Origin of the sequence: Pseudoalteromonas sp. (genome assembly GCF_041629635.1) — a bacterium.
Classification (GTDB): Bacteria; Pseudomonadota; Gammaproteobacteria; order Enterobacterales; family Alteromonadaceae; genus Pseudoalteromonas.
This window is the reverse complement of record NZ_JBFKMX010000013.1, coordinates 1-20,688: the sequence shown is the minus strand read 5'-3', so window position 1 is coordinate 20,688 and position 20,688 is coordinate 1. Positions and strand designations below refer to the sequence as shown.

Sequence of the window (20,688 nt, the reverse complement as noted above, 5' to 3'; positions counted from 1 at the left end):
TTAATTTTAATAATAATTAAACAAGGAATTTACTATGAACAGCGCTACAAAGTTCAAGTTAAGTACTCTCGCTTCAGTTATTTCTTCATCACTACTTTTCTCTACTTTTGTTGCAAAAGCAGATGAAGAAAAACAAGTTGAACGCATCGAAATTACCGGCTCTCACATTAAACGCACTGATTTAGAAGGCCCATCACCTGTTGCAACTTTAACAGCAGAGGATATTCAAAAGTCAGGGGTGACAGATTTAATCAGCTTATTCACAAAGTTACCAATTTCAGGCCAAGGTACTTTCTCAACTCAAGCAAACAGCAGTGATGACACAGCAAATGGTGGTTCATCAGTATCATTACGTGGCTTAGGTGCCGATTCAACGCTAATTTTAATCAATGGTCGCCGTGTTTCGGTATCACCATTTGCGAAGGGCATTGATACATCGTTTGTAGACATTAACAACATCCCATTATCTGCAATTAAACGTGTCGATATTTTAAAAGATGGCGCATCAGCAACCTATGGTTCTGATGCTGTGGCAGGTGTAATTAACATTATTTTACGCGATGATGTTGAAGGCGCAGAGGTTTCAGCTAAGTTTGGTACTACGGCAGATGGTGGCGGTGATGAGCAAAGCGTTAATTTAGTTTTTGGTAATCAAACGGATAACTCAAGCCATACCTTTATTTTAGAGTACTTTAATCGTGAAGAAGTGCTTTATGCTGACAGAGACTACTCAAGAACATCTAACCAAGCATTAAGAACTGGTGATCCAGATGCAACTGATTTTAGAAGCTCTTCAGGTATTCCTGGTACTATTGCTCTTGCAAGCGACCCTTCAAAGCGTTTAATTGATTTATATGGGAATGATACTTGTCCAGAAGCAGACCGCGACTTTGCCAATAACTTGTGTCGATACGATTATGCGCCTCATATGACGATGATCCCAGCAGCGGAGCGCTTTAGTTGGAATTATCTCGGTAAATATGAAATCAATGATAATCTTCGCGCCTTTGCGGAGTTAAATGGTCAAAATTCAAAATCGACTGTTCGAGGGGCTGGTAGCCCAAGTTTCAATGAGTTAACGATGACAGGCGATAATATTAACCATCCGTTTGCCAATATGCCAGATCATGAATTCCATGGCCAAGACCTAACAATGCGCCGTCGTACTGTGGATATCGGTAACCGTGAAAAACGAGTTGATTCGAATTATCACCGTGCAATCTTAGGTATCCAAGGTGAATTCAAAGATTGGAACTGGGAAGCGGCCTATAGTTATATTAAAAGCAGCTCAACTGAGCGCGGTGTAGATGGTTTCCCTAATAAAAGACGTATGCAAGAAGCCATTGATTCTGGCGCTTATGATCCATTTGAACCATCATCAAATGGTCAACAAGTATTAGACTATATTGAAACAACCACGACACGTATTGGTAAATCAACTATGAAATCGCTTGATTTCAAAGCTTCAGGCTCAATTTTCGCAATGGAACACGGTGACTTAATGTTAGCCTTCGGTGGTGAATACCGCGAAGAGTCAATTAGTGATAATCCTGATGACCAGTTCTTGCGTGGTGAAGTATTTGGTACCGAAGCGACACAAGCAAATGGTTCTCGCGATAACATGTCTGTTTTCGGTGAAATGTCTATTCCAGTATTAGATTCTCTAGAAGTGCAACTTGCTGCACGCTACGAAGACTACAGTGACTTTGGTGATACCACAAACCCTAAAGTCTCTTTCTTCTGGTCTCCAATGGAAGATGTCAGCCTTCGAGGTTCTTGGGGTACAGCATTTAGAGCACCATCATTGCACCAACTCGGTCTAGGCCGCACTGATGAATCGCCAAACCTTGTAGATACTCTTCGCTGTAGTGCGATTGGTAACCAAGACAGAGCGTGTGAACCGCAAGAATATACTGCAATCTTTGAAGGTAACCCTGAGCTTGGGCCTGAAGAGTCAGAAAGTTATAACCTAGGTTTAATCTACAATATTACAGAGAACCTGAATTTCTCTATCGATTACTATGATTATGATATTACCGATATCATTGGTGCGGATACGCAATTTGTAATGGATACGTACGGTTTAGATCCCAATATTGTTGAACGTCGTCCTACGTCTATTGCGAATGATCCAGGTGAAGTGATTCAAGTTAATGACTCTTATCAAAATATTGGTGACTTACAAACTTCAGGTATCGACTTAGACGTTCGTTATAACTTAGATACTGAAGTTGGCCAGTTTAAATTTGGCTATGTGCTTAACTATGTTCTGAATTTTGAAGATTATAAAGGCACCAAAGAAGGTGGTTTTGAGCAACCTCAAATGCGCTGGACTACATCAGTTGATTGGGTTAAAGATGACTTTAGCGCAACTGCTGCACTAAACTATATCGACTCGTTCGAGCAAGAAGCTTCTTTAAACCTAAATAAAGATGTTGATGCAATGACCACACTCGATGCGTCAGTGAATTATTTTGGTATTAAAGATTTAGTGCTTACAGTTGGTGCTACCAACTTAACAAACGAAGAGCCACCATTTGCTTATCATGATTTTATGGGCTTTGTGGTTAACGTTCACAGCGGACAAGGCCGATTTGCCTATGTTCAGGCAAGTTATAAGTTTTAATTAGACTAAAAAGCGAAAAGCCCCAATTTGGGGCTTTTCTTTACATTGATTTTTTAAATATGGTCTCGCTGTTTTTTACACTCTAGCATTTCTTTCCAATGTACAATCTCTTCATGTAATTCTGGCGCTTCACCATCAAAGCCAGCAGCTTCAAGTAATTCTTCCACAGTCACAATGCCCCTTTTTTTCTTAAACACACCGCGCACATACGCTACTGCATGTAAACCCCTTTCAGATTTAAAGGTTTGCTTAATATAAAAGTATTTATGATCCCAACCAACAAGCTGAGTGGCAACGGTAAATTCTTGTAATGGCTTAATGTCTCGAATGTAAGTAATTGCCGTCGCATTGACAATTGGAAACCAACGGTTCTTCATCACTACGGGAAGTAGTCCTAATCGCTCGGTCATCCAAGTACGTGCCAAATCCATAAACGCGAGGTACCGAGAATTAGTTAAATGTAGGTTAATATCGCAGTCGGAAGGCAGTGCACGATAATTAATTTCGACTTCTTCTAACAAAGGTTGATAAAGTTTATTCCGCTTTATCCGATAAAAAAGTAATAGTAATCTAAAATATAAATTCATAGTCTTGAGAGGTCATACCAGAAAAAGGTATTTTCTCAGGTTTAATAATAATCTCAAGAGAAAGTCGATATTTTTAAGGTGATTATGAAATCGTACTTAGTATTTATTTTATTAATGTGCTTGTGTGGCAATGCAAAAGCCAACTTCGATCTTCCCGGAAATGGTTTCATTACCTATCCTTCTGGACTGAAAAAAGAATTTAATTTTGGCTTTAAATGGGATAGTAAAAAGAAGCAATTTACTATTGGTTCCCAACAATATCCTATGGATCAGCTACCTGATTCGTATTCCATCGCGCTCACACTTGCCGGTGACGATCAAGCCGTATTTGTTCAAGAGTTCGCGAATGGTTATATTTCTGAATTTGTATGGAATATAGGTCCTCATACAATTAAGCTTGAAAAAAAGCGCTTAGATTATCCAGTAAGAGGCGATTATATTCTGTGGATTGACCAATATGATTACTTCTTGAAAAATAGTAATCCAACAGTGAAATTAGTCTTTAATAAAGAGGGAATAAATTACATTATTCCAAGCGGAATCCATAAAGATAAAGGAAAAAAACGCTAGACTCGCTAGCGCTTTTTTATACTTTAATCGTCTTTCGGTTAATACCGTATTCGCGTAATTTATTGGCAATAGCTGTATGACTCAACCCCAACCTTTTTGCTAGTTGGCGTGAACTAGGATAGGCCGGGTAAAGTTTTCTTAACAAGGTCGATTCAAAACGTTTAACTGCCTGATCAAGTGTACCTTCAAAATCAGATTCTAGATAACCTAAGTCATTAGTAAAACTGGGCAGTTGCAGATTTTCAATACTTAGTTGCTCATCGTCTAACAACGAAATAGCGCGATAGAGCGAATTTTCAAGTTGGCGTACATTACCAGGCCATGGATATTGTTGTAAAAACGCAGCTGTAGACTCATCAATTACAGGAGACTTTCTTCCTAATTGATGTGAAAAGCGACTAATAAAGTGTTCGGTTAAAGGTACAATATCCGCTTTACGGTCACGAAGTGGTGCTAGTTCCAAGCTCAATACATTAATGCGGTAATAAAGATCTTCACGAAATCGCCCCTCTTGAACCATGCCTGGAATATCTTTTTGTGTAGCAGCTAGGATCCTTACATTCACTTTAATCTCATTCTCACTGCCAACACGTCTGAATGTACCATCTTGTAAAAAGCGCAAAAGTTTAGTTTGTAATTGTGGTGACATTTCCCCAACTTCATCAAGGAAAACAGTACCACCATCTGCCTGCTCTAATACCCCTCGGCTTTCAGAATTAGGTAATGCACAGCCAAATAACTCGGGCTCTGCTACATCGTCAGGTAATGAAGCGCACGATAGAGTAACAAAAGGTTTATTCGCTCGATTCGAAGCGTAATGACATGCTTTTGCCAATAATTCTTTACCTGTACCCGTTTCACCCGTGATTAAAATAGGTGCCTCAAGCTGTGCCATTTTGCGGGCTTCGCGAACCACCTTTCGCATGGCACTGCTGTAGCTATGAATTGTCGCAAAGCTTTCATTGCCTTGGCGCCTGAACGCACTTACCTGTTCACCTAGACGACTTTGCGATTTGATATTTACCACTGCACCAACAAAGGTAAAACCATGTTCAGAATCAGGTACTGAAATAGGCAAAATATCGGCAATAAAGTCTTCACCATTCACTTCTACTCGCGTAGTTTGTGCAAGTACCTGCTCGCTTTCAAGCCAACGACTAAAGTTAAAACCTTTCAATAATGTATTGATATGATTACCGATAATATCATTACTTTGCGCATTAAGATCACGACAGGCCGAGTCATTACAATGACGAATAATGCCTTTCACATCAATAGAGATAACACCATCAGGTAATGCACTTAGTAATGTAGTTAACTCATTATGCTCTCGCTCGGAAGGTAAAAAAGCCGTGGTTCTTACATCCTCCACCCCATGAATCAAACGGATCTCAGGCATTATTTTTTGAAACTGTTCAAATTCAATCGGTGGAAATGAGACATACATCCGACAATTAACGGCATCAACCTCAATACCTTTTAAATCAACTTGATAACTCACTAATATATTGAGTATTTCTTGAGCGATGCCGATTCGGTCAGCACAGTGGATTTCTAAGCGCATAATTTCCCCATTACCAGCTTAAGCACATTGATCATGATAATACTGAAAAAACAACAGATTGAAAGAAAATTTGTAAACATTAATGAACAAAAAAGCTATAACCAATAACCATTCATTTAAATAAAAAGGGAGCAATTGCTCCCTTTTTAAATTAATAGCCTGGATATACCATCCATTCACCATCATCGAGTTGAATGTAAGGTTTGCCATTAAACATCTGCATACGTGTACCAGAGTTTTCGCCAACCATTGGCGTTTTCGGTAAATCTGCGACTAATGCTGCCAAATCAAGTGTACCTTCAAATTGATTCTGGCGGGTAGCACGGGCAATTAATTCTGAAATTGCTAAATAGCTTGATGGCTCTGAAATGACTTTTTGTGCACTATTCACTTTCACTTTCGGACCAATAAATTTGACCCCGACAGGAATATCAAGAATTGCTGGACTTGGTATATCACGCATTCCAGCTATTTGCATTTTATCACCGGCCAGTGAAGCACCATGTTCTGGCACCATAACCACCATATAATTGCGGCCACTTTGTTCTAAACGCTTAAAGAATTGATCAAACTGCTTAAATAATATTTCGGCTCGGGTGCCATAGCTGTTAAGGCTACTGCCGAATTTACTGCGACCTTCAAGCACATTCCCATCGTGTAGACTAATGCTATTGTAATATAAAGCTGCCCTTGATTTAGGTGAAGTCAGTCTTGATTTAAGCCATTTATTAAGTACCTGTCCATCATCAAAAATCGGTGTGCCATCAAACGATCGCTGTGCTATTTTTACACCCGTAAGCGATTGTAGTTTTGCATCAACTCGCCCTTGGCTTTCAACCATGCCAAGGAAATTATCGAAGTTACCGTTGTGATTCATTGCAAAGTCATTATCAAAACCTAGATTTGCTAAGTTCTCAAACAAATAGCATTGCTTATTCGCATCACTGTAAAGTCCTTGATGAGAAGTTTGACCACAGCTGGCTTTTAATAATCGAATACCTGCTGGACCACTGTAAGAAGTCGCAGAGCTGAAGTTATCAAATAATAAATCAAATTGATTAAACAGCGAGTGTTTGGCTAAATTTACACGCTCTAAATCATCCCAACCAAGTGAACATACGTTGAGTAAGACAATATCAAAATCACCACCCAAATTAGATGAGGGGAACTCAGTACGTAATCGCGATTGTTGCTGATAAAAAGCTTCAATTGCTTGTTCAGGGTTTAGTACTGTTTTTACTTGGCTTTGACCTGCTTTTGATATGCCACTATCTTTAACTAGCACAGGTTCCGGAGGTAGGTCACTTTGCGATGCAAAAAATTGTAGTAAACCGATATATAACACCCCTGCAATACTCACCGTAGTAAAACGGATCCAGTTCACTAAATAAATATAAACAATCACTAATACCAGCACCATCGCAACAAACTGCCATGATAAAAAGCGCGATAACAACTCTATTAAATACGGGAAACTAAAATCACCGAGTAAGTCTCCACTTTCCAATAAACGTTGTAAAGGGGGTAAATAGGAATCGTAATGTAACAAAAATAGTGCCACAACTACCGCTACAACATGTTTTATTTTTATTAGAATTCTTCGTTTAAATGGAAGCAACAAAAACGCTATAAACGCAATATTTTCTATCACGTGAAGGTCAATTACTTCACCAAAATATAAACCAAGTTTTACTAAAAAGTATAAATTCCAAAGCCCTAACGCATCATATCGCAAAGGATCTTTGTCGGCGTGTACAATACTCATAAATTAGTCTTTTTCCTGTGGCTTATAAGGGTGGATCGCTTTGTGTTTAAATGTCCAGGTTTTGTAAAATTTGCTGATGCTATGTTTTAATTCTTTCGCAAATTGTGCAATTACAATGCCTATCATAATGCCAAAAGCAAACGCTAGCATAATATAAGTTAAATACATTTACTCTGAGTCCATTAATTCTAATGTGTAAGGTTTACAAGGCTTTCTACTAGGTAAACGATTGATATCGCTGATTAAGGATGTGCGTCCTGATGTACTCATTGCAAGCGGTTGCTCTTCAACAGCTGATTCTAACAGCTGAATTGAGTAATCCTCTAATTCTTTATTGTCATCTGCACGTTTAAGATCACGGCATAGTTGTTCAATATATAAGTCTTGTGAGTAAATAGCATGCGCAGTAAAAAACTCACTGATAGCTAATCGAAACAGTCGCTCTAATGCATTAGTTACATCATTTTCCCGACAGCCATGAAGATATAAAAAGACCTGCGATTGATTTGCGGTAAAAAAATCACCATTTCGTTTTACTGAGAAAAGTCGCAGTGCATCAATTGCATCAACACCTTTAATCAAATCAAGTACTACAAGCACCCCACTGATCCCCGTAGATAAACTTGCTTCTCTTTGTTTTTTTACAGCATCAATAAAATGCTGCGGTGTTAAATACCCTTTTGCTTCCACTCCATTTGCATGAGCCAACACTGCCTTATAATCTTTTGGCAATATGCGTGCAAACTTTACGCCTTGCAGCGCTTGCACTTGCGACATTAAACGAGAAATATCAGTTGTGGTATGTAAAATCAGATTAACACCTAACGTTAAGAACACGCATTCATCGTGATGGCGTAGCACACCGTCTTTATTTTTGATTACGATTTTCAACCATGGACCACAATGCTCTCGTAACTCATAACATTGCGCAGCAAGCACGGCTTTCTCAACATCCCTTGATGCGTAAAGCACAACTGTTGCAGCATGATTTGTTTTAGCACTTTCCAATACTTGCAGGTTATTATCACAGACATGATAATTTGGCGGCAATTTCGTCTCACTCGGCAACAGCTCTTTAGCAATAAATACCTGATCAAGGTTTTGCTGGTAGAGGGCATTGTCATCTTGTTGTAGCTCTTCAATTTGTGCATAAGGTGAGTCATCAAAATATACTGAGTAACTTATTTTTGTTGATATTCCTTGCGCATGACGCCAAAAGTCGAACACTAACCGATGACTCATTAATTGCGTATTTAAGTGGGCTATTCCACCGATTAAAGCGTTGTGAGCTAAAAAATCGCTAGCTTTTTGTTGCACAGTTTTACCCGTCATTAAAAACAGCAGGCTTACGTTATAGCGTTTCGTCAATTCTTTACTTTTTTTCAATATCTTGACTATAAATTTCTCATCAAAACGTTGAGTCAGTGCTTCAGAAAAGTGCATTATCAGATGACTATTACGAAAGCCCGAATAAAAACTCAACTCTTCAAATGTTTGCGCTATAAATTGCGTTCGGTTTTCGATAAAAAAACTTTGATCTAAGGTGAATGCCTGGTAATTACTCTTTGAGCAACGTTTAGCTTTTGCCAAAAAGCGATCTGGGTCTTGAGAAATAATAAAGTTTTTATTGTGCTCGTCCAACGAGCTCAAGGCGAATTCAATACCAGCGTCTTCGCTGTTGGCAAATAACAAATACGTTGCCCCTTTCGCGATATTTGCTTGCTCAAGTTGAATGCCAGGAAAGTTCAATTTATGCACATTTAGCCCGTTTTTATCATCTAAGTCACGTTATTAAGACATAACGCATCGTTCTATGAAAGTAATACTTTCTATTTAGTTAAAAATATGATTTTATATACAATCATTTAGCTAAGTCCAGTATCATTACTGATAAAATCGATAAATTCAGATTTCCGTTTCTTGAGTTTATTTTTATCAGCTGATAAACCTTATAAATTTAAAGGTGTACATACAAACATCAGGTAAATATTCTTAATCTTCAGTGGAATAGTTTATCCTAAGCTAACTACCTAATAATAGGTGGATTTAACGATAAGAGGTTTAAATAGTGACAAATAGTCGAAATGCAGAAAAGCTTGAAAATGCATATCACGCACACGATATTTCTAAATTGGAATCGAAAAGCAACATTGCAGTAGCTGATTACGTTGAAGTTACGGAAAAGCAAAAAGAGATCAAAATCATTGCTAAATACGATCTTTTCAGCGAAATAGAAGAAATTTAACAACTATCCGAAGCCAAGCACAATTTTGTATGAATCGAGTTTTTTTAAAAGGCATTAAAGGCGGTACAGGCACCACATCTATTATTGCCAATATCGCAACGCTATTAGCTAACAGCGGTCATAATGTGCTCTGCATCGACCTCGACCCTAAAAATGAACTCTGCCTTCATTTAGGTCATCAATGGCAAAACCAAAGTGGTTGGTCTAACAAAGTCTCTGAAACAAACGCCAACTGGACTGATATTGCCTATATCAATGAAGATAATGTGAAATATATTCCATTTGGTTCGCAGCCGGCCAACAACTTTTCACTGAGTACATTACTTAATCAATCAAAACGTCTCGCATTGGAATCTGACTCTTGGTTACTATTTGATGTACCGAGTCATATTTCGTTGGAACAACTTCCTCTCGATGAGCATGATATTGTTATCAACGTTGTGACCTGTGATCCTGGTTGTTATAGCCAAATAAAGAAACGGCGCTTAGACAATAATGGTTACTATTTGATAAACCGTTTTAATGCCAGCAATCCACTAGAGCTTGATGTATACCAAATATGGCGTGCAAACTTAAAACGATTGGCACCCTTTTTTATTCATTTTGATAGCGCTGTTCCAGAAGCTCTGGCTGCTAAGAATGTGCTTATCAACTGTTCACCTCTAAGTGTAGTGAAAGAAGATTTTCATGCTTTGGCTAGCTGGTTGAATAATAAGCGCAAAAGTCTGTCAAAATCGTCATGAGAACACGCTTTTTATCAACCCCTTATGGCGGTGTAGACCTCATTAAATCACGCTATAATTTCTTTTTCGAAGAAAACAGCTATAGCGTGTTTATGTCGCTTTTGCTTACTGTTGGCTATTTTGTGCTATTTGCCTTTGTTAAATTAGAGCGAATTGATTTTGATAATACCTTTTATCGCTATTTCCCACAGTTAAAACCAAAACGTTTTCGTTTAGGCGACCCGCTTCGATTTATTATTCAGTTGATTTTTTTAGCTTTGGTCAAAATTAAACGTGATGCTAAAGATGTAAGTGAAAAGGAAGCGACATATTCCATTTTCAAAATCTTGCCGCTCTTTATCGACTGGGCACTTCGTTTTGATAAATGGTTCACATTAAGAGTAAGGCAATCGCTAAACAAAGAAATTAATGAAAGCACCCAAACCGGCTTTCAAAAACTTACCTCTGCTGATTTTTGGGAAAAACCCCATATCACAAAGATACTACTTGCCGCAGTTCTTTTCTTGTTAGCAATCTTTATTACAGTACCCTTTTCCCTTGAAGCGCAAGCTATCTTCATGAGCTTAATCCTATTTATTGCTTATTCATTGCGAGGTATCAAAGGTCCGCTGCCAACAATTGTAATGATAACTCTGTCAATAACCACCTCTACCCGATATATTTGGTGGCGCTTTAATGAAACACTCAATTGGGGCGACCCAATTGCGCTATTTTTAGGTATTGGTTTGTTAGCAGCAGAAGCCTATGCATGGTTTATTCTGATCCTCGGTTTCTTTCAAACCATTAGGCCTCTAAAACGAAAACCGGTTAAACTACCAAGAGACACCAGTAATTGGCCGACAGTAGACGTATATATTCCGACCTACAACGAACCGTTGAGTGTTGTAAAACCAACAACCATTTCTGCACTGGCTCTTGATTGGCCTGAAGATAAGCTCAATGTGTATATTCTCGATGATGGTAAACGAGACGAGTTTAAACAATTTGCAGCAGAAATTGGCGTTGGTTATATTGTTCGTCCCAATAACTCTCACGCCAAAGCAGGTAATTTGAACCATGCGATGCGTTACACTGATGGCGAATTGATTGCCATATTCGACTGTGATCACGTCCCCGTGCGTTCATTCTTGCAGATGACAATCGGTCAGTTTGTTGAAGACCCTAAAATGTGTTTAGTGCAAACACCTCACCATTTTTTCTCTGCTGACCCATTTGAAAAGAACCTTGGTAATTTTGCGCAAATCCCGAACGAAAACATGCTGTTTTATGGATTAATTCAAGATGGTAATGACCTCTGGGATGCAACATTTTTCTGTGGTTCATGCGCCGTTATCCGTCGCAGTGCCATTGATGAAATTGGTGGTTTCGCCTTTGAAACAGTAACCGAAGATGCTCATACGGCACTCAAAATGCAGCGTAAAGGCTACCGCACTGCGTATATCAATATTCCTCAAGCCGCGGGCCTTGCAACTGATAGTTTATCAACCCATGTTGGTCAACGTATTCGTTGGGCTCGTGGCATGGCACAAATTTTTAGGGTCGATAATCCCTTACTTGGACGAGGCCTTTCACTGAGTCAGCGTTTTTGTTACCTCAATGCGGCTATGCACTTTTTCTCTGGTATTCCTCGCATCGTATTTTTAACAGCACCACTTGCGTTAATCTATTTTGATGCGTACATCATCTATGCACCATTTCTAGCAATTTTACTCTATGTTGTGCCGACCTTAATGCAGGTAAAAATTACTAACTCGCGCATTCAAGGTAAATGGCGCTATTCCTTTTGGGGTGAAGTATATGAAGCAGTGCTTGCTTGGTATATTTTAAAACCAACTACCGTAGCCCTTTTCGCCCCTAATAAAGGTAAATTCAACGTCACAGAAAAAGGTGGCTTAACTGACAAAGATTTCTATGATTGGGAAATTTCAAAGCCATATTTATTTTTAGCCGGCATTAACTTAGTAGGGCTAATTATCGGTGTATTTCGCCTTTTCTTTGGTGACCCAGTACAAATAGGCGTTTTATTAATTAGTATGGCTTGGGCACTCTACAACTTTATGATTTTAGGCGCGGCCATTGCAGTTGCAGCTGAAGCAAAACAAGTCCGCCGCTCACATCGTGTAGCTGCTGATTTTCCCGCAGCTATCCGCGATAGCCAAGGTAAAACCTATAAGGTACGTGTCACTGATTTTAGTGATGTAGGTGTAGGAGTTCACTTACCTGCTGAAGACTTAGTGAAAATTGAAAGCGATGTAGAGCTCATTATGTCTCGTGGGCGTCGTCAATTTTCATTCCCTTGTAAAGTCATTAATGCCCGTAGAAGTCGCGCTGGCCTAACTTTAAATGCACTTACCCTAGAACAAGAGAAAAACTATATTGAGTCCACATTCAGCCGTGCTGATGCATGGTTGTCTTGGCAAGAAAATTTCACGCATGATCTTCCCTCTGAAAGTTTTAAGCACGTTCGCCAAACCAGTGTGCGAGGCTTTAAGAGCTTAATTTTACATGCCCCTGAAAAAGCAAAAAAATACATAACAAAGATTGGTAATATTTTAATTTTGGTTGGCTCATTTATGCCACAACAGCCAAAACTGGGAAACTTAAATTATGAAAGTGCTAACTAAAGTAGCTGGAAGCATCTTAGCGCTCTGCTCGCTTTACAGCGTGAATGGCTCTGCAACTACGAGTGAAACTCTTGGTTCTGAAAACTTAACAAGAAGTTCACTTAAAATTGCCGAAAACAAAGATATTTATAAAGATGGCTACCCTGAGGCAGGTCCGAGAAGTACGCTATCTTATACCTTTGAAGAGCTAAATCGGCCAGACATGCGCCTTCGTGGTGTGCAAGCTAGCCGAACGGTGGATTTCACAAACCGAGTTGACCACATTATCACCGACTTAAGCCTTGATTTTGCGTTTACCAGCTCACCAGCACTTATCAAAGAACTCTCGCATTTAAAAGTTTATTTAAATGAAGAAGTCATGGCTACTATTCCGGTTGCCGATGTCAATCCAGACACAGTAAACGAGGGGATGCAGCGTCACTCCATCAAACTGGAACCTAAATTTGTTGAAGACTTCAATACTTTGCGATTCGAACTCATTGGTCACTATACCCGAGAATGTGAAGATCCATTCCATTCAAGTATTTGGGCTGATATTAGCCGCACGAGTCGCATTACTTTTACTGAGCAACAACTGCCGTTTGAGAGTCTACTAGCGCAATTCCCTGAACCTTTTTTTGATGAGCGCGATTATTCACAACTTAACTTACCGTTTGTATTTAATGAAACACCAGACAATACAACCCTGCATGCAGCCAGTATTTTAAGCTCTTGGTTTGGTGCAAAAGCCAATTGGCGCGGTGCAAAGTTTCCTGTTAACTACAATCAATTACCCAGCTCACACAGTGTGGTTTTTGCTACAAATGATAACCGCCCAGATTTCCTTGCCGAATATCCGGGGGTTGATGGTCCTGTTGTTGAAATTATTGCCAACCCAAAACACAGATACCAAAAGCTCTTACTTATTCTAGGTCGTAACAGCGATGATCTAAAAGTAGCCGCAGAAGGCCTTGCCCTTGGCCTGCCAATGATGACCGGCCGTACTGCAAAAATTAACAAAGTGGAGTATATTGAGCCACGCAAAGCCTATGATGCTCCTCGTTGGATCCGCTCTGATCGTCCTGTTCGTTTTGGTGAATTAGTTGAATATAAAAACCAGTTACAAGCGATTGGTTACAGTGCACCACCAGTTAAACTCGATATCCGCGTTGCACCAGACCTATTTACTTGGTACACCGATGGGTTACCCATTGAATTAAAATATCGTTATACTCCGCCTACAGACAAAGGGATATCTCGCCTTAATATGTCAATCAACCAAGAGTATGTTCAAGGTTATAAACTTAACCCTAATGAATACTCAACACTGGTTGATGAAGATATTCGTATTCCATTAATATCAACCGACGATACGGACAAAGAACGTTATTTTACCGTGCCCGGATTTAAAGTAGACATTAAAAATGACGTTGCCTTTGAATTCCTATTTTCAACTGAAAAAGAGGGATTCTGTCAAACCACTGCCCCGGAAGGGACTATTGGCTCCATTGACGAAAACTCAACTATTGATGTTTCTGATTATCATCATTATATTGCGATGCCAAATTTGCATGCTTACGCGCAAGGCGGATTTCCATTCACTAAGTTTGCTGATTTAAGCGAAACCTTAATCGTACTGCCAGAATCACCGAATCGTGACGAAGTAGAAACACTTCTTACAGCAACAGGTCATCTAGGGCAAACAACCGGTTACCCATCATTAAAAGCAACGATTTTAACTGACAATGGTGCTGAAATTGATTTTGATAACAAAGATATTTTATTGATTGGTTCGCAGACTGGTGCTGAGAGCTTTGCTCAAAGTGAGCATATGTCGGTACTGATTAATCATTCACTACGTGAGATTAAACAGGCAATTTATGAAACACAGCCATATAAATATGCTAAAACGAATGAAGACGCATCAACCCATGTCTCACTGGAAAGCTATGGTTCGCTTGCAGCAATCGCTGGTTTTCAATCGCCATTTAGTGATGAGCGTAGTGTTGTATCTATTATGGCTGCATCAAGCAATGACTTACATTTAATCAATAATACGTTAATAGATGGTACAAAGTTGATTGAAGTGCAAGGTACAGCAACCATTATCAACCCTTACAAAGTACATCAATCACACCTTGGTGAGCGCTACTATGTTGGGTCACTGCCGTTACATACGTTAATTTGGTTCCATTTATCGGATCACCCTTTACTTTTAGCATTTATGACAATTATTACATTACTTATTTTATCTGTTATTTTATGGCGTGTACTGAACACATTAGCGCGTAAACGTGTTGGCAATAAGGAAGACTAGTTATGAAAAAGTTATTGTTAGTATTACTGCTACTAGTGCCGACCTTGTTAAAAGCTGAAAGCTGTATGGTATGGCCTGAATGGCAGACATTTAAAAATAATTTTATCTCCAGTGATGGGAGAGTGATTGATTTAGGTTCTGAAAAAAATATTACTACAAGTGAAGGTCAGTCATATGCAATGTTCTTTGCGTTAGTTGCTAACGACCAAGAAACGTTCGATAGGTTATTAAACTGGACAGAGCGTCATCTTGCTGAAGGTGATTTAAGCGCTCGCTTACCTGCATGGCTTTGGGGCCGAAAAACGCCAACAAGTTATAGTATTTTAGATTCAAACCCCGCATCAGATTCAGATTTATGGATTGCTTATGCACTAGCTGAAGCAAGCCGTTTATGGAACGAACGTCGCTATGCTGTGCTTGCTGCTGTCATGACAAAACGTATTCTAAAAGAAGAAACTGAATTTTTACCGGGTCTCGGCTTAACATTGCTACCAGCCCCTTTTGGCTTTAAAGTTGATGAAGATACTTGGCGCTTAAACCCGAGCTATCTGCCACCATTTATTTTTCAGCGTTTTGTTGAGCTCTACCCCAGTCAACCATGGCAAGAACTGTTAAATTCGTCTTTAGTGGTGCTATCAGAGAGTGCACCAAAAGGTTTTAGTCCTGATTGGGTACTTTACAATCCAAAGAAAGGTTTCCATTTTACGAAAAAACACTCTGATGAAGGGAATTTCAATGCTATTCGCAGCTATCTTTGGGTCGGCTTATTAGCCGATAACGTTAGTTACAAAGAACAACTATTGTTTAAATTTGATCCTATGGCTCGTAAAGTAAGCAGTAATCGCGAAGTACCACTAAACACTTACGCTAAAACGGGCCGCACAGATAAAACTGGCCCCCTTGGTTTCCAAGCGGCAATTCTACCCTTTATGAAATCATTTGGTGACCGTGTAACAGCTAGCATGGTTAACCAAAAGATCAATGCCAATATTGATTACGAACTAAGAAACAATTATTACAGCAGCGTACTGACATTATTTGGTACTGCGGCAACCAATGCACGTTTTGAACTTCTTAATGACGGTTCATTAGTGCCTGCATGGAGTACCGAATGCAACTAAGAGCTGCAGCACTTTTAGTAAGCTGTTTACTTGGGACACCACTTCATGCCAATGAAGGTCTTGATGCGCAGCCTATTAGTTGGCTTTTAGAGCAAGTTGAACTCGGTGAGGCGCAACAAAAGCCACAACTGGTAATTGATAGCCTTGCCCGTTTAGAACAAGTTGAACCAGGGAGCCTTGATGTTCGTGCTGCGTGGATCCGCTATTATTTCGAACAGGGCGAACTAGAAAAAGCGTTGCAAGAACTCAAAGCGTTTAAAAAAGACGAACCCTTTTACCCCTATATTCAACGCTTAGACAGTATTGCTTACCTTCATTCAAAGGAAGGTAAAGAGAGGTTACAAGCTGTGCGATTATTAGCACGAGCTGGCCAATCTAAAGAAGCAGCTAAACAATTTAAAGCCCTATTTCGTGGTGATATTCCGACGGCACGTTTAAAGTTTGAATACGCAAACATCTTGTCAGCAGATCCCGATAACTGGCAGCAAGCAAAAACACTATTTACCAAGCTAGCACAGCGTTACCCCAATACCGCCGAGTTCGAAGTCGCCTATGCCCGTCATATCTTAAAGCGCAAGCCTACCGATAAAAAATCGCTGGCGATTTTACGCAAGTACGCAACCCACTCACAAATGCGTATTGAAGTTGAACGCGTGTGGTTGAATGCACTCGAAGATATGCCCATTAACTCGTTCACCCGCTCACAATACAGCTACTTCTTTAGCCTTTATCCAAATAGTGATTTAGGCAAATTACAGTACGAAGTGTTTAGCGAGAAGTTAGTTGCGCAACTAAAGCTTGAAGCAGATCCAAATTATCAAGCTTGGCAGCGCGCTAAGCGCCATATGGCAAATGAAAACTATGCTCTTGCTGAAAAGCTACTGCGTAAAGCCGCTACCGGTAGACCTAAGGATCAAGATGTGGTCGGCGATCTTGGTCGTGCATTAATGGCGCAAGGAAAACACGACGACGCCCAACAGTATTTCAGTAAAGCGGCATCTTTGGCGGATAACAGTGATAAGTCTATTTGGCTTGGCTTACTTAACACCGCTAAGTTCTGGGGTCTTATTGCCAAGGCGCGTGCAGCGATCGATGCGCTTGAGTTGACAGAAGCAGAAGCGCTTCTTGCCAGCGCCTTAAAGCTAAAAGAAGACACCAACACGGTACTGATATATTCCTCTCAAGTGGCCAAAGCAAAAGGCGAAACCCAACAGGCAACTAAATACCTACAAAGGGTACTACGCACAGATCCAAACAACAGTTATGCGCTATCACTGTTGCTTAATATAGTTGAAGAGCAACAAGATATCGCGGTATTAGAGCGATTTGAATCAAGTTTAACGAAAAAGCAACGTGACTCAGTAGTTACAGAAATAAACGCCGCAAAAACAGCTATCTATCGCGAACAAGCAGAGGAACTATCGAGTCGTGGCGAGCCTCAAGCTGCGATAGCATTGCTTGAAAAAGCAATTAAAACGTCACCAACCAATGGCTGGCTTTATTATGATTTGGCATTTGAATGGCGCAAGTTAGGCGATATAGACGCAAGTAAAAAAGCATATAATCAAGCACTTTGGCGTTTTCCAATGCACCCTGAAATTCGCTATACCCATGCCTTGTATATGCGTTCTCTTGGTGATTTTCGCGCTGGCTTACAAAGTCTATCTTATATTCGTGTAAAAGATTACACACCACAAATTAAAGAGCTAAAAGAAACACTTGCCCTTGGCGAGCAGTTCGAACAAGTGGATGTACTGATTGACACAGAGCAAAAAGCATCTGCGCTGGCACTACTACAACAGATTGAAAACCAAAATGATTTAAGCAATCTGCAAAATGCCCAAATTGCAGCGCAGTGGTATAAGCTTGGTATGCATAATCGCGCCATGAAGCAACTTAAGACAGCGCTTGATAACACACCTAAACTCGATTTTTACTGGTATCAATTGTATAGCGAGTGGTTACTTAGTGCCGATGACATTGAAGCACTTTCTACTTGGTTCGCCAATTTACATATGGCACCAGCATCAACACAAAGTGAAAAACGTGAAATTGAAAATTTAAAGGTACGCTATCAGGTTAAAAAACAGCCTGATCGTGAAGAAGTTATCTTAACGTCTTATTTAAGTAATAACCCATCAAGTATTCCTGCCAATACACGATTGTTAGAATTTGCTCTCAATAAAGGTGAATTTGAGCAAGTAGATTTACTTTACGAAAATGCCCATAAGTATGGCGAACTTGAATTTGAAACAGAGTACCAACTCGCACAAAAAGCACTATTAAGTAACAAGTATGCATTAGGTGAGAAAGTGCTCAGTCACCTTGTTTACCGCGTGCCTGCTGATGAAAACTATAATCAACGCCGTTTAATGGCGCTGTTATTGGATTTTAAAGATCAAGATAGCGCACTTAGGTTGCAAAAAGATTTATTAGCACTCTCTCCAGCTGATGGCGAATTGCTAAATCTTTCGGGTCAAGTTGCCGACAAATTTGGTGAGAGTGAATTAGCAATCCAATATTACCGTCAGGTCTTAACTAAGCAGAACCTCGATATTGCGGATAAAAAAGTATTGCACGAGCTCGCGCAAGATAAAAAAACCGATACTTGGTACATGCGCTCTGCCCGTTCTAGAATTGCACAAATTAACAGCCGCACCGATGGACATATTGCATTAGCAGGTGATTTTAGTGGGCAAACTAGCACGCAAAATGATCATCAATTAGGTTTAGGAGCCGCTCTATTTGAAGGTTATTTTCCATTTATGGATGGGCAACTGTTTATGAAAGCCGATGCGGTAAGTATTTCGGCTCAACAAACTAACTTTTCAGAGCGTTATGCAGCAAGTCGATACGGTACGGGTGCCCTGTGTTATGATACTTGTTCATTATTCAGTATTACACCTCGTGATCAAGGTGTTGCACTAGGGTTTGGTTGGCAAAACGATAACTGGCGAGTAGATATTGGTACTACGCCACAAGGCTTTTTAATTTCAAATATTGTAGGTGGACTACTGTATCAAAGTAGCTTAGGTGACTTTAGCTATGACATTGAAATCGAGCGACGAGCAATAACTAACAGCGTACTATCTTACGCTGGCCTTGAAGATGTTAATCAAAATGAGATTTGGGGTGGTGTTACTAGCAATGGTATTACATTAGGCCTTTACCATGATCTCGGGCTAGAGTGGGGCTTTTGGGCAACGCTTGATTATCAGTACTACCAAGGCAAAAATGTGCTAGATAACGAGCGTAAACGGGCGATGACCGGTGCATACTACCGCCTTATTCAACAATCAGACTTTGAAATGTCAGTGGGAACTAACTTGTTCTATTGGGGCTATAAACATAATCTGTCAGAAGAAACGTATGGCCATGGTGGCTATTATAGCCCGCAAAAATACTTAGGCCTGTCTGTACCGGTTACATTTGATGGTCGTTTTGAAGATGATTTAGTCTATCGCCTTAATGTTAACGGTGGTTATTCACGTTCTAGCACAGATGCCATCAATTTTTACCCTAACAACCCCGAACTACAAGCAATTGCAGAGCTTAAAGCGCTTGAAACAGCTATCGACCCTGTGTTTGCTGCGGATAAAAGCAGTGGCTTTTCATGGGGCATCGAAGGGTTGGTCGAATATCGCTTACAACCGCAATGGTTGATTGGCGCAAGTTTTAATATTGACCGTGCTGATTTCTATGAGCCAAATTACGGACAGATCTACGTGAAATATCTATTTAACCCTATGTACGGTGAATTACCGTTAGTACCTAGGCTGATTGCGCCTTATGCCACGGCAAGACCATTATAAATTGAACTAAGCACGCAAGTAGCGATCACAAGAAGGCATAATATCATTCTTGGTTACTTAATATGATCGCTACTTTTCTGAAACACTTTAACTCCATTACAGACTCTAGTATTAAGTGTTGTAATAACCTTGTTCTTTCAGATATTAATTTTCTCATAATTTTCGCGTAACTCTCTGTTGTAGAAGGTAGTAAGAGAATCAAGGCTAGAGACACTGAAAGCTTAATTGGGATAAGCGTTATGGCTCCACTGGTGCAAGCATTCTAACGCTTGATAGCATTACTCCTGTCATCTTTCTGTTAAAAGAAGAGGAAATTAAAACGTTTTCAAGCGTTGATATCGTCACTGATTAAAACTGCAGGTGCTAAGATCATTGCGATTAAAGAAATAACTGCCCACCATTTTTTACTACCAAAGAGGAAAAGTGCACAATTAAGTTACTCACATCTATTGCTGCTAAGAGAAACAGCCGTTAATACAAAACCAATGATATTACTACAATTCCTTAATTACTTGCCTTGTTTGAAATTGAATAGGGTATCATTGCAATGGGCTGCCAACTACTGGCATTGAAAGATAGAAAAGGGAGCGAGCTTCCTTTTTATAGTTAATAACTTCAGACAGTAAGATTATTCAATACTATTATAATTACTGACTCTGACTGCGCCAAAGCGCGGCATAGCAGCCATCTTTTTCGAGCAGTTGTTGGTGTGTACCCTCTTCCACTACCAGACCT

The 20,688-nt window shown here is 39.8% G+C and carries 12 protein-coding genes; 8 read left to right on the top strand and 4 right to left on the bottom strand.

Annotated elements, in window-relative coordinates:
- The first annotated feature begins 34 nt into the window (after positions 1–34).
- Positions 35–2,626 carry a TonB-dependent receptor plug domain-containing protein gene (locus ABYD77_RS03485; protein WP_372767036.1) on the top strand — a complete coding sequence of 864 codons (2,592 nt, stop codon included), beginning with the start codon at positions 35–37 and terminating at the stop codon, positions 2,624–2,626.
- Between the two features lie 53 nt (positions 2,627–2,679).
- On the opposite strand, the gene ABYD77_RS03480 is transcribed toward ABYD77_RS03485, so the two are convergent.
- Positions 2,680–3,213 carry a thioesterase family protein gene (locus tag ABYD77_RS03480; RefSeq protein WP_372767034.1) on the bottom strand — a complete coding sequence of 178 codons (534 nt, stop codon included), beginning with the start codon at positions 3,211–3,213 and terminating at the stop codon, positions 2,680–2,682.
- 84 nt (positions 3,214–3,297) lie between these two features.
- Between ABYD77_RS03480 and ABYD77_RS03475 the strand changes: the two genes are divergently transcribed.
- Entirely contained in the window at positions 3,298–3,783 is a 486-nt protein-coding gene (locus tag ABYD77_RS03475) for a hypothetical protein (protein ID WP_372767032.1), read from the top strand.
- A gap of 16 nt (positions 3,784–3,799) precedes the next feature.
- Here ABYD77_RS03475 and tyrR read toward each other — a convergent pair whose 3' ends face one another.
- The 3 genes from tyrR to bcsE all read right to left on the bottom strand — a co-directional run bounded on the left by tyrR (position 3,800) and on the right by bcsE (position 8,870).
- On the bottom strand, positions 3,800–5,347 hold the full coding sequence (tyrR, locus tag ABYD77_RS03470) for a transcriptional regulator TyrR (RefSeq protein WP_372767030.1): 1,548 nt from the start codon (positions 5,345–5,347) through the stop codon (positions 3,800–3,802).
- Between the two features lie 151 nt (positions 5,348–5,498).
- Entirely contained in the window at positions 5,499–7,112 is a 1,614-nt protein-coding gene (gene bcsG, locus ABYD77_RS03465; protein ID WP_372767028.1) for a cellulose biosynthesis protein BcsG, read from the bottom strand.
- Between the two features lie 168 nt (positions 7,113–7,280).
- Complete coding sequence (gene bcsE, locus ABYD77_RS03460; RefSeq protein ID WP_372767026.1) at positions 7,281–8,870, bottom strand: cellulose biosynthesis protein BcsE; 1,590 nt, start codon at positions 8,868–8,870, stop codon at positions 7,281–7,283.
- Positions 8,871–9,180: 310 nt separating this feature from the next.
- On the opposite strand from bcsE, the gene ABYD77_RS03455 reads away from it, so the two are divergent.
- The 6 genes from ABYD77_RS03455 to ABYD77_RS03430 are packed head-to-tail and all read left to right on the top strand — an operon-like array spanning position 9,181 to position 19,953.
- Positions 9,181–9,357 (top strand): hypothetical protein, encoded by a 177-nt coding sequence (locus ABYD77_RS03455; RefSeq protein ID WP_372767024.1) that lies wholly within the window; start codon positions 9,181–9,183, stop codon positions 9,355–9,357.
- Between the two features lie 29 nt (positions 9,358–9,386).
- Complete coding sequence (gene bcsQ / locus ABYD77_RS03450) at positions 9,387–10,100, top strand: cellulose biosynthesis protein BcsQ (RefSeq protein WP_372767022.1); 714 nt, start codon at positions 9,387–9,389, stop codon at positions 10,098–10,100.
- Complete coding sequence (bcsA, locus tag ABYD77_RS03445) at positions 10,097–12,724, top strand: UDP-forming cellulose synthase catalytic subunit (RefSeq protein WP_372767020.1); 2,628 nt, start codon at positions 10,097–10,099, stop codon at positions 12,722–12,724. The genes bcsQ and bcsA overlap by 4 nt, the downstream gene beginning before the upstream one ends.
- On the top strand, positions 12,708–15,020 hold the full coding sequence (gene bcsB, locus ABYD77_RS03440) for a cellulose biosynthesis cyclic di-GMP-binding regulatory protein BcsB (protein WP_372767018.1): 2,313 nt from the start codon (positions 12,708–12,710) through the stop codon (positions 15,018–15,020). Before bcsA ends, bcsB begins: the two co-directional genes overlap by 17 nt.
- Before the next feature lie 2 nt (positions 15,021–15,022).
- Complete coding sequence (gene bcsZ, locus ABYD77_RS03435; RefSeq protein ID WP_372767016.1) at positions 15,023–16,141, top strand: cellulose synthase complex periplasmic endoglucanase BcsZ; 1,119 nt, start codon at positions 15,023–15,025, stop codon at positions 16,139–16,141.
- Entirely contained in the window at positions 16,132–19,953 is a 3,822-nt protein-coding gene (locus ABYD77_RS03430; protein ID WP_372767014.1) for a cellulose synthase subunit BcsC-related outer membrane protein, read from the top strand. The genes bcsZ and ABYD77_RS03430 overlap by 10 nt, the downstream gene beginning before the upstream one ends.
- Positions 19,954–20,688 lie beyond the last annotated feature (735 nt).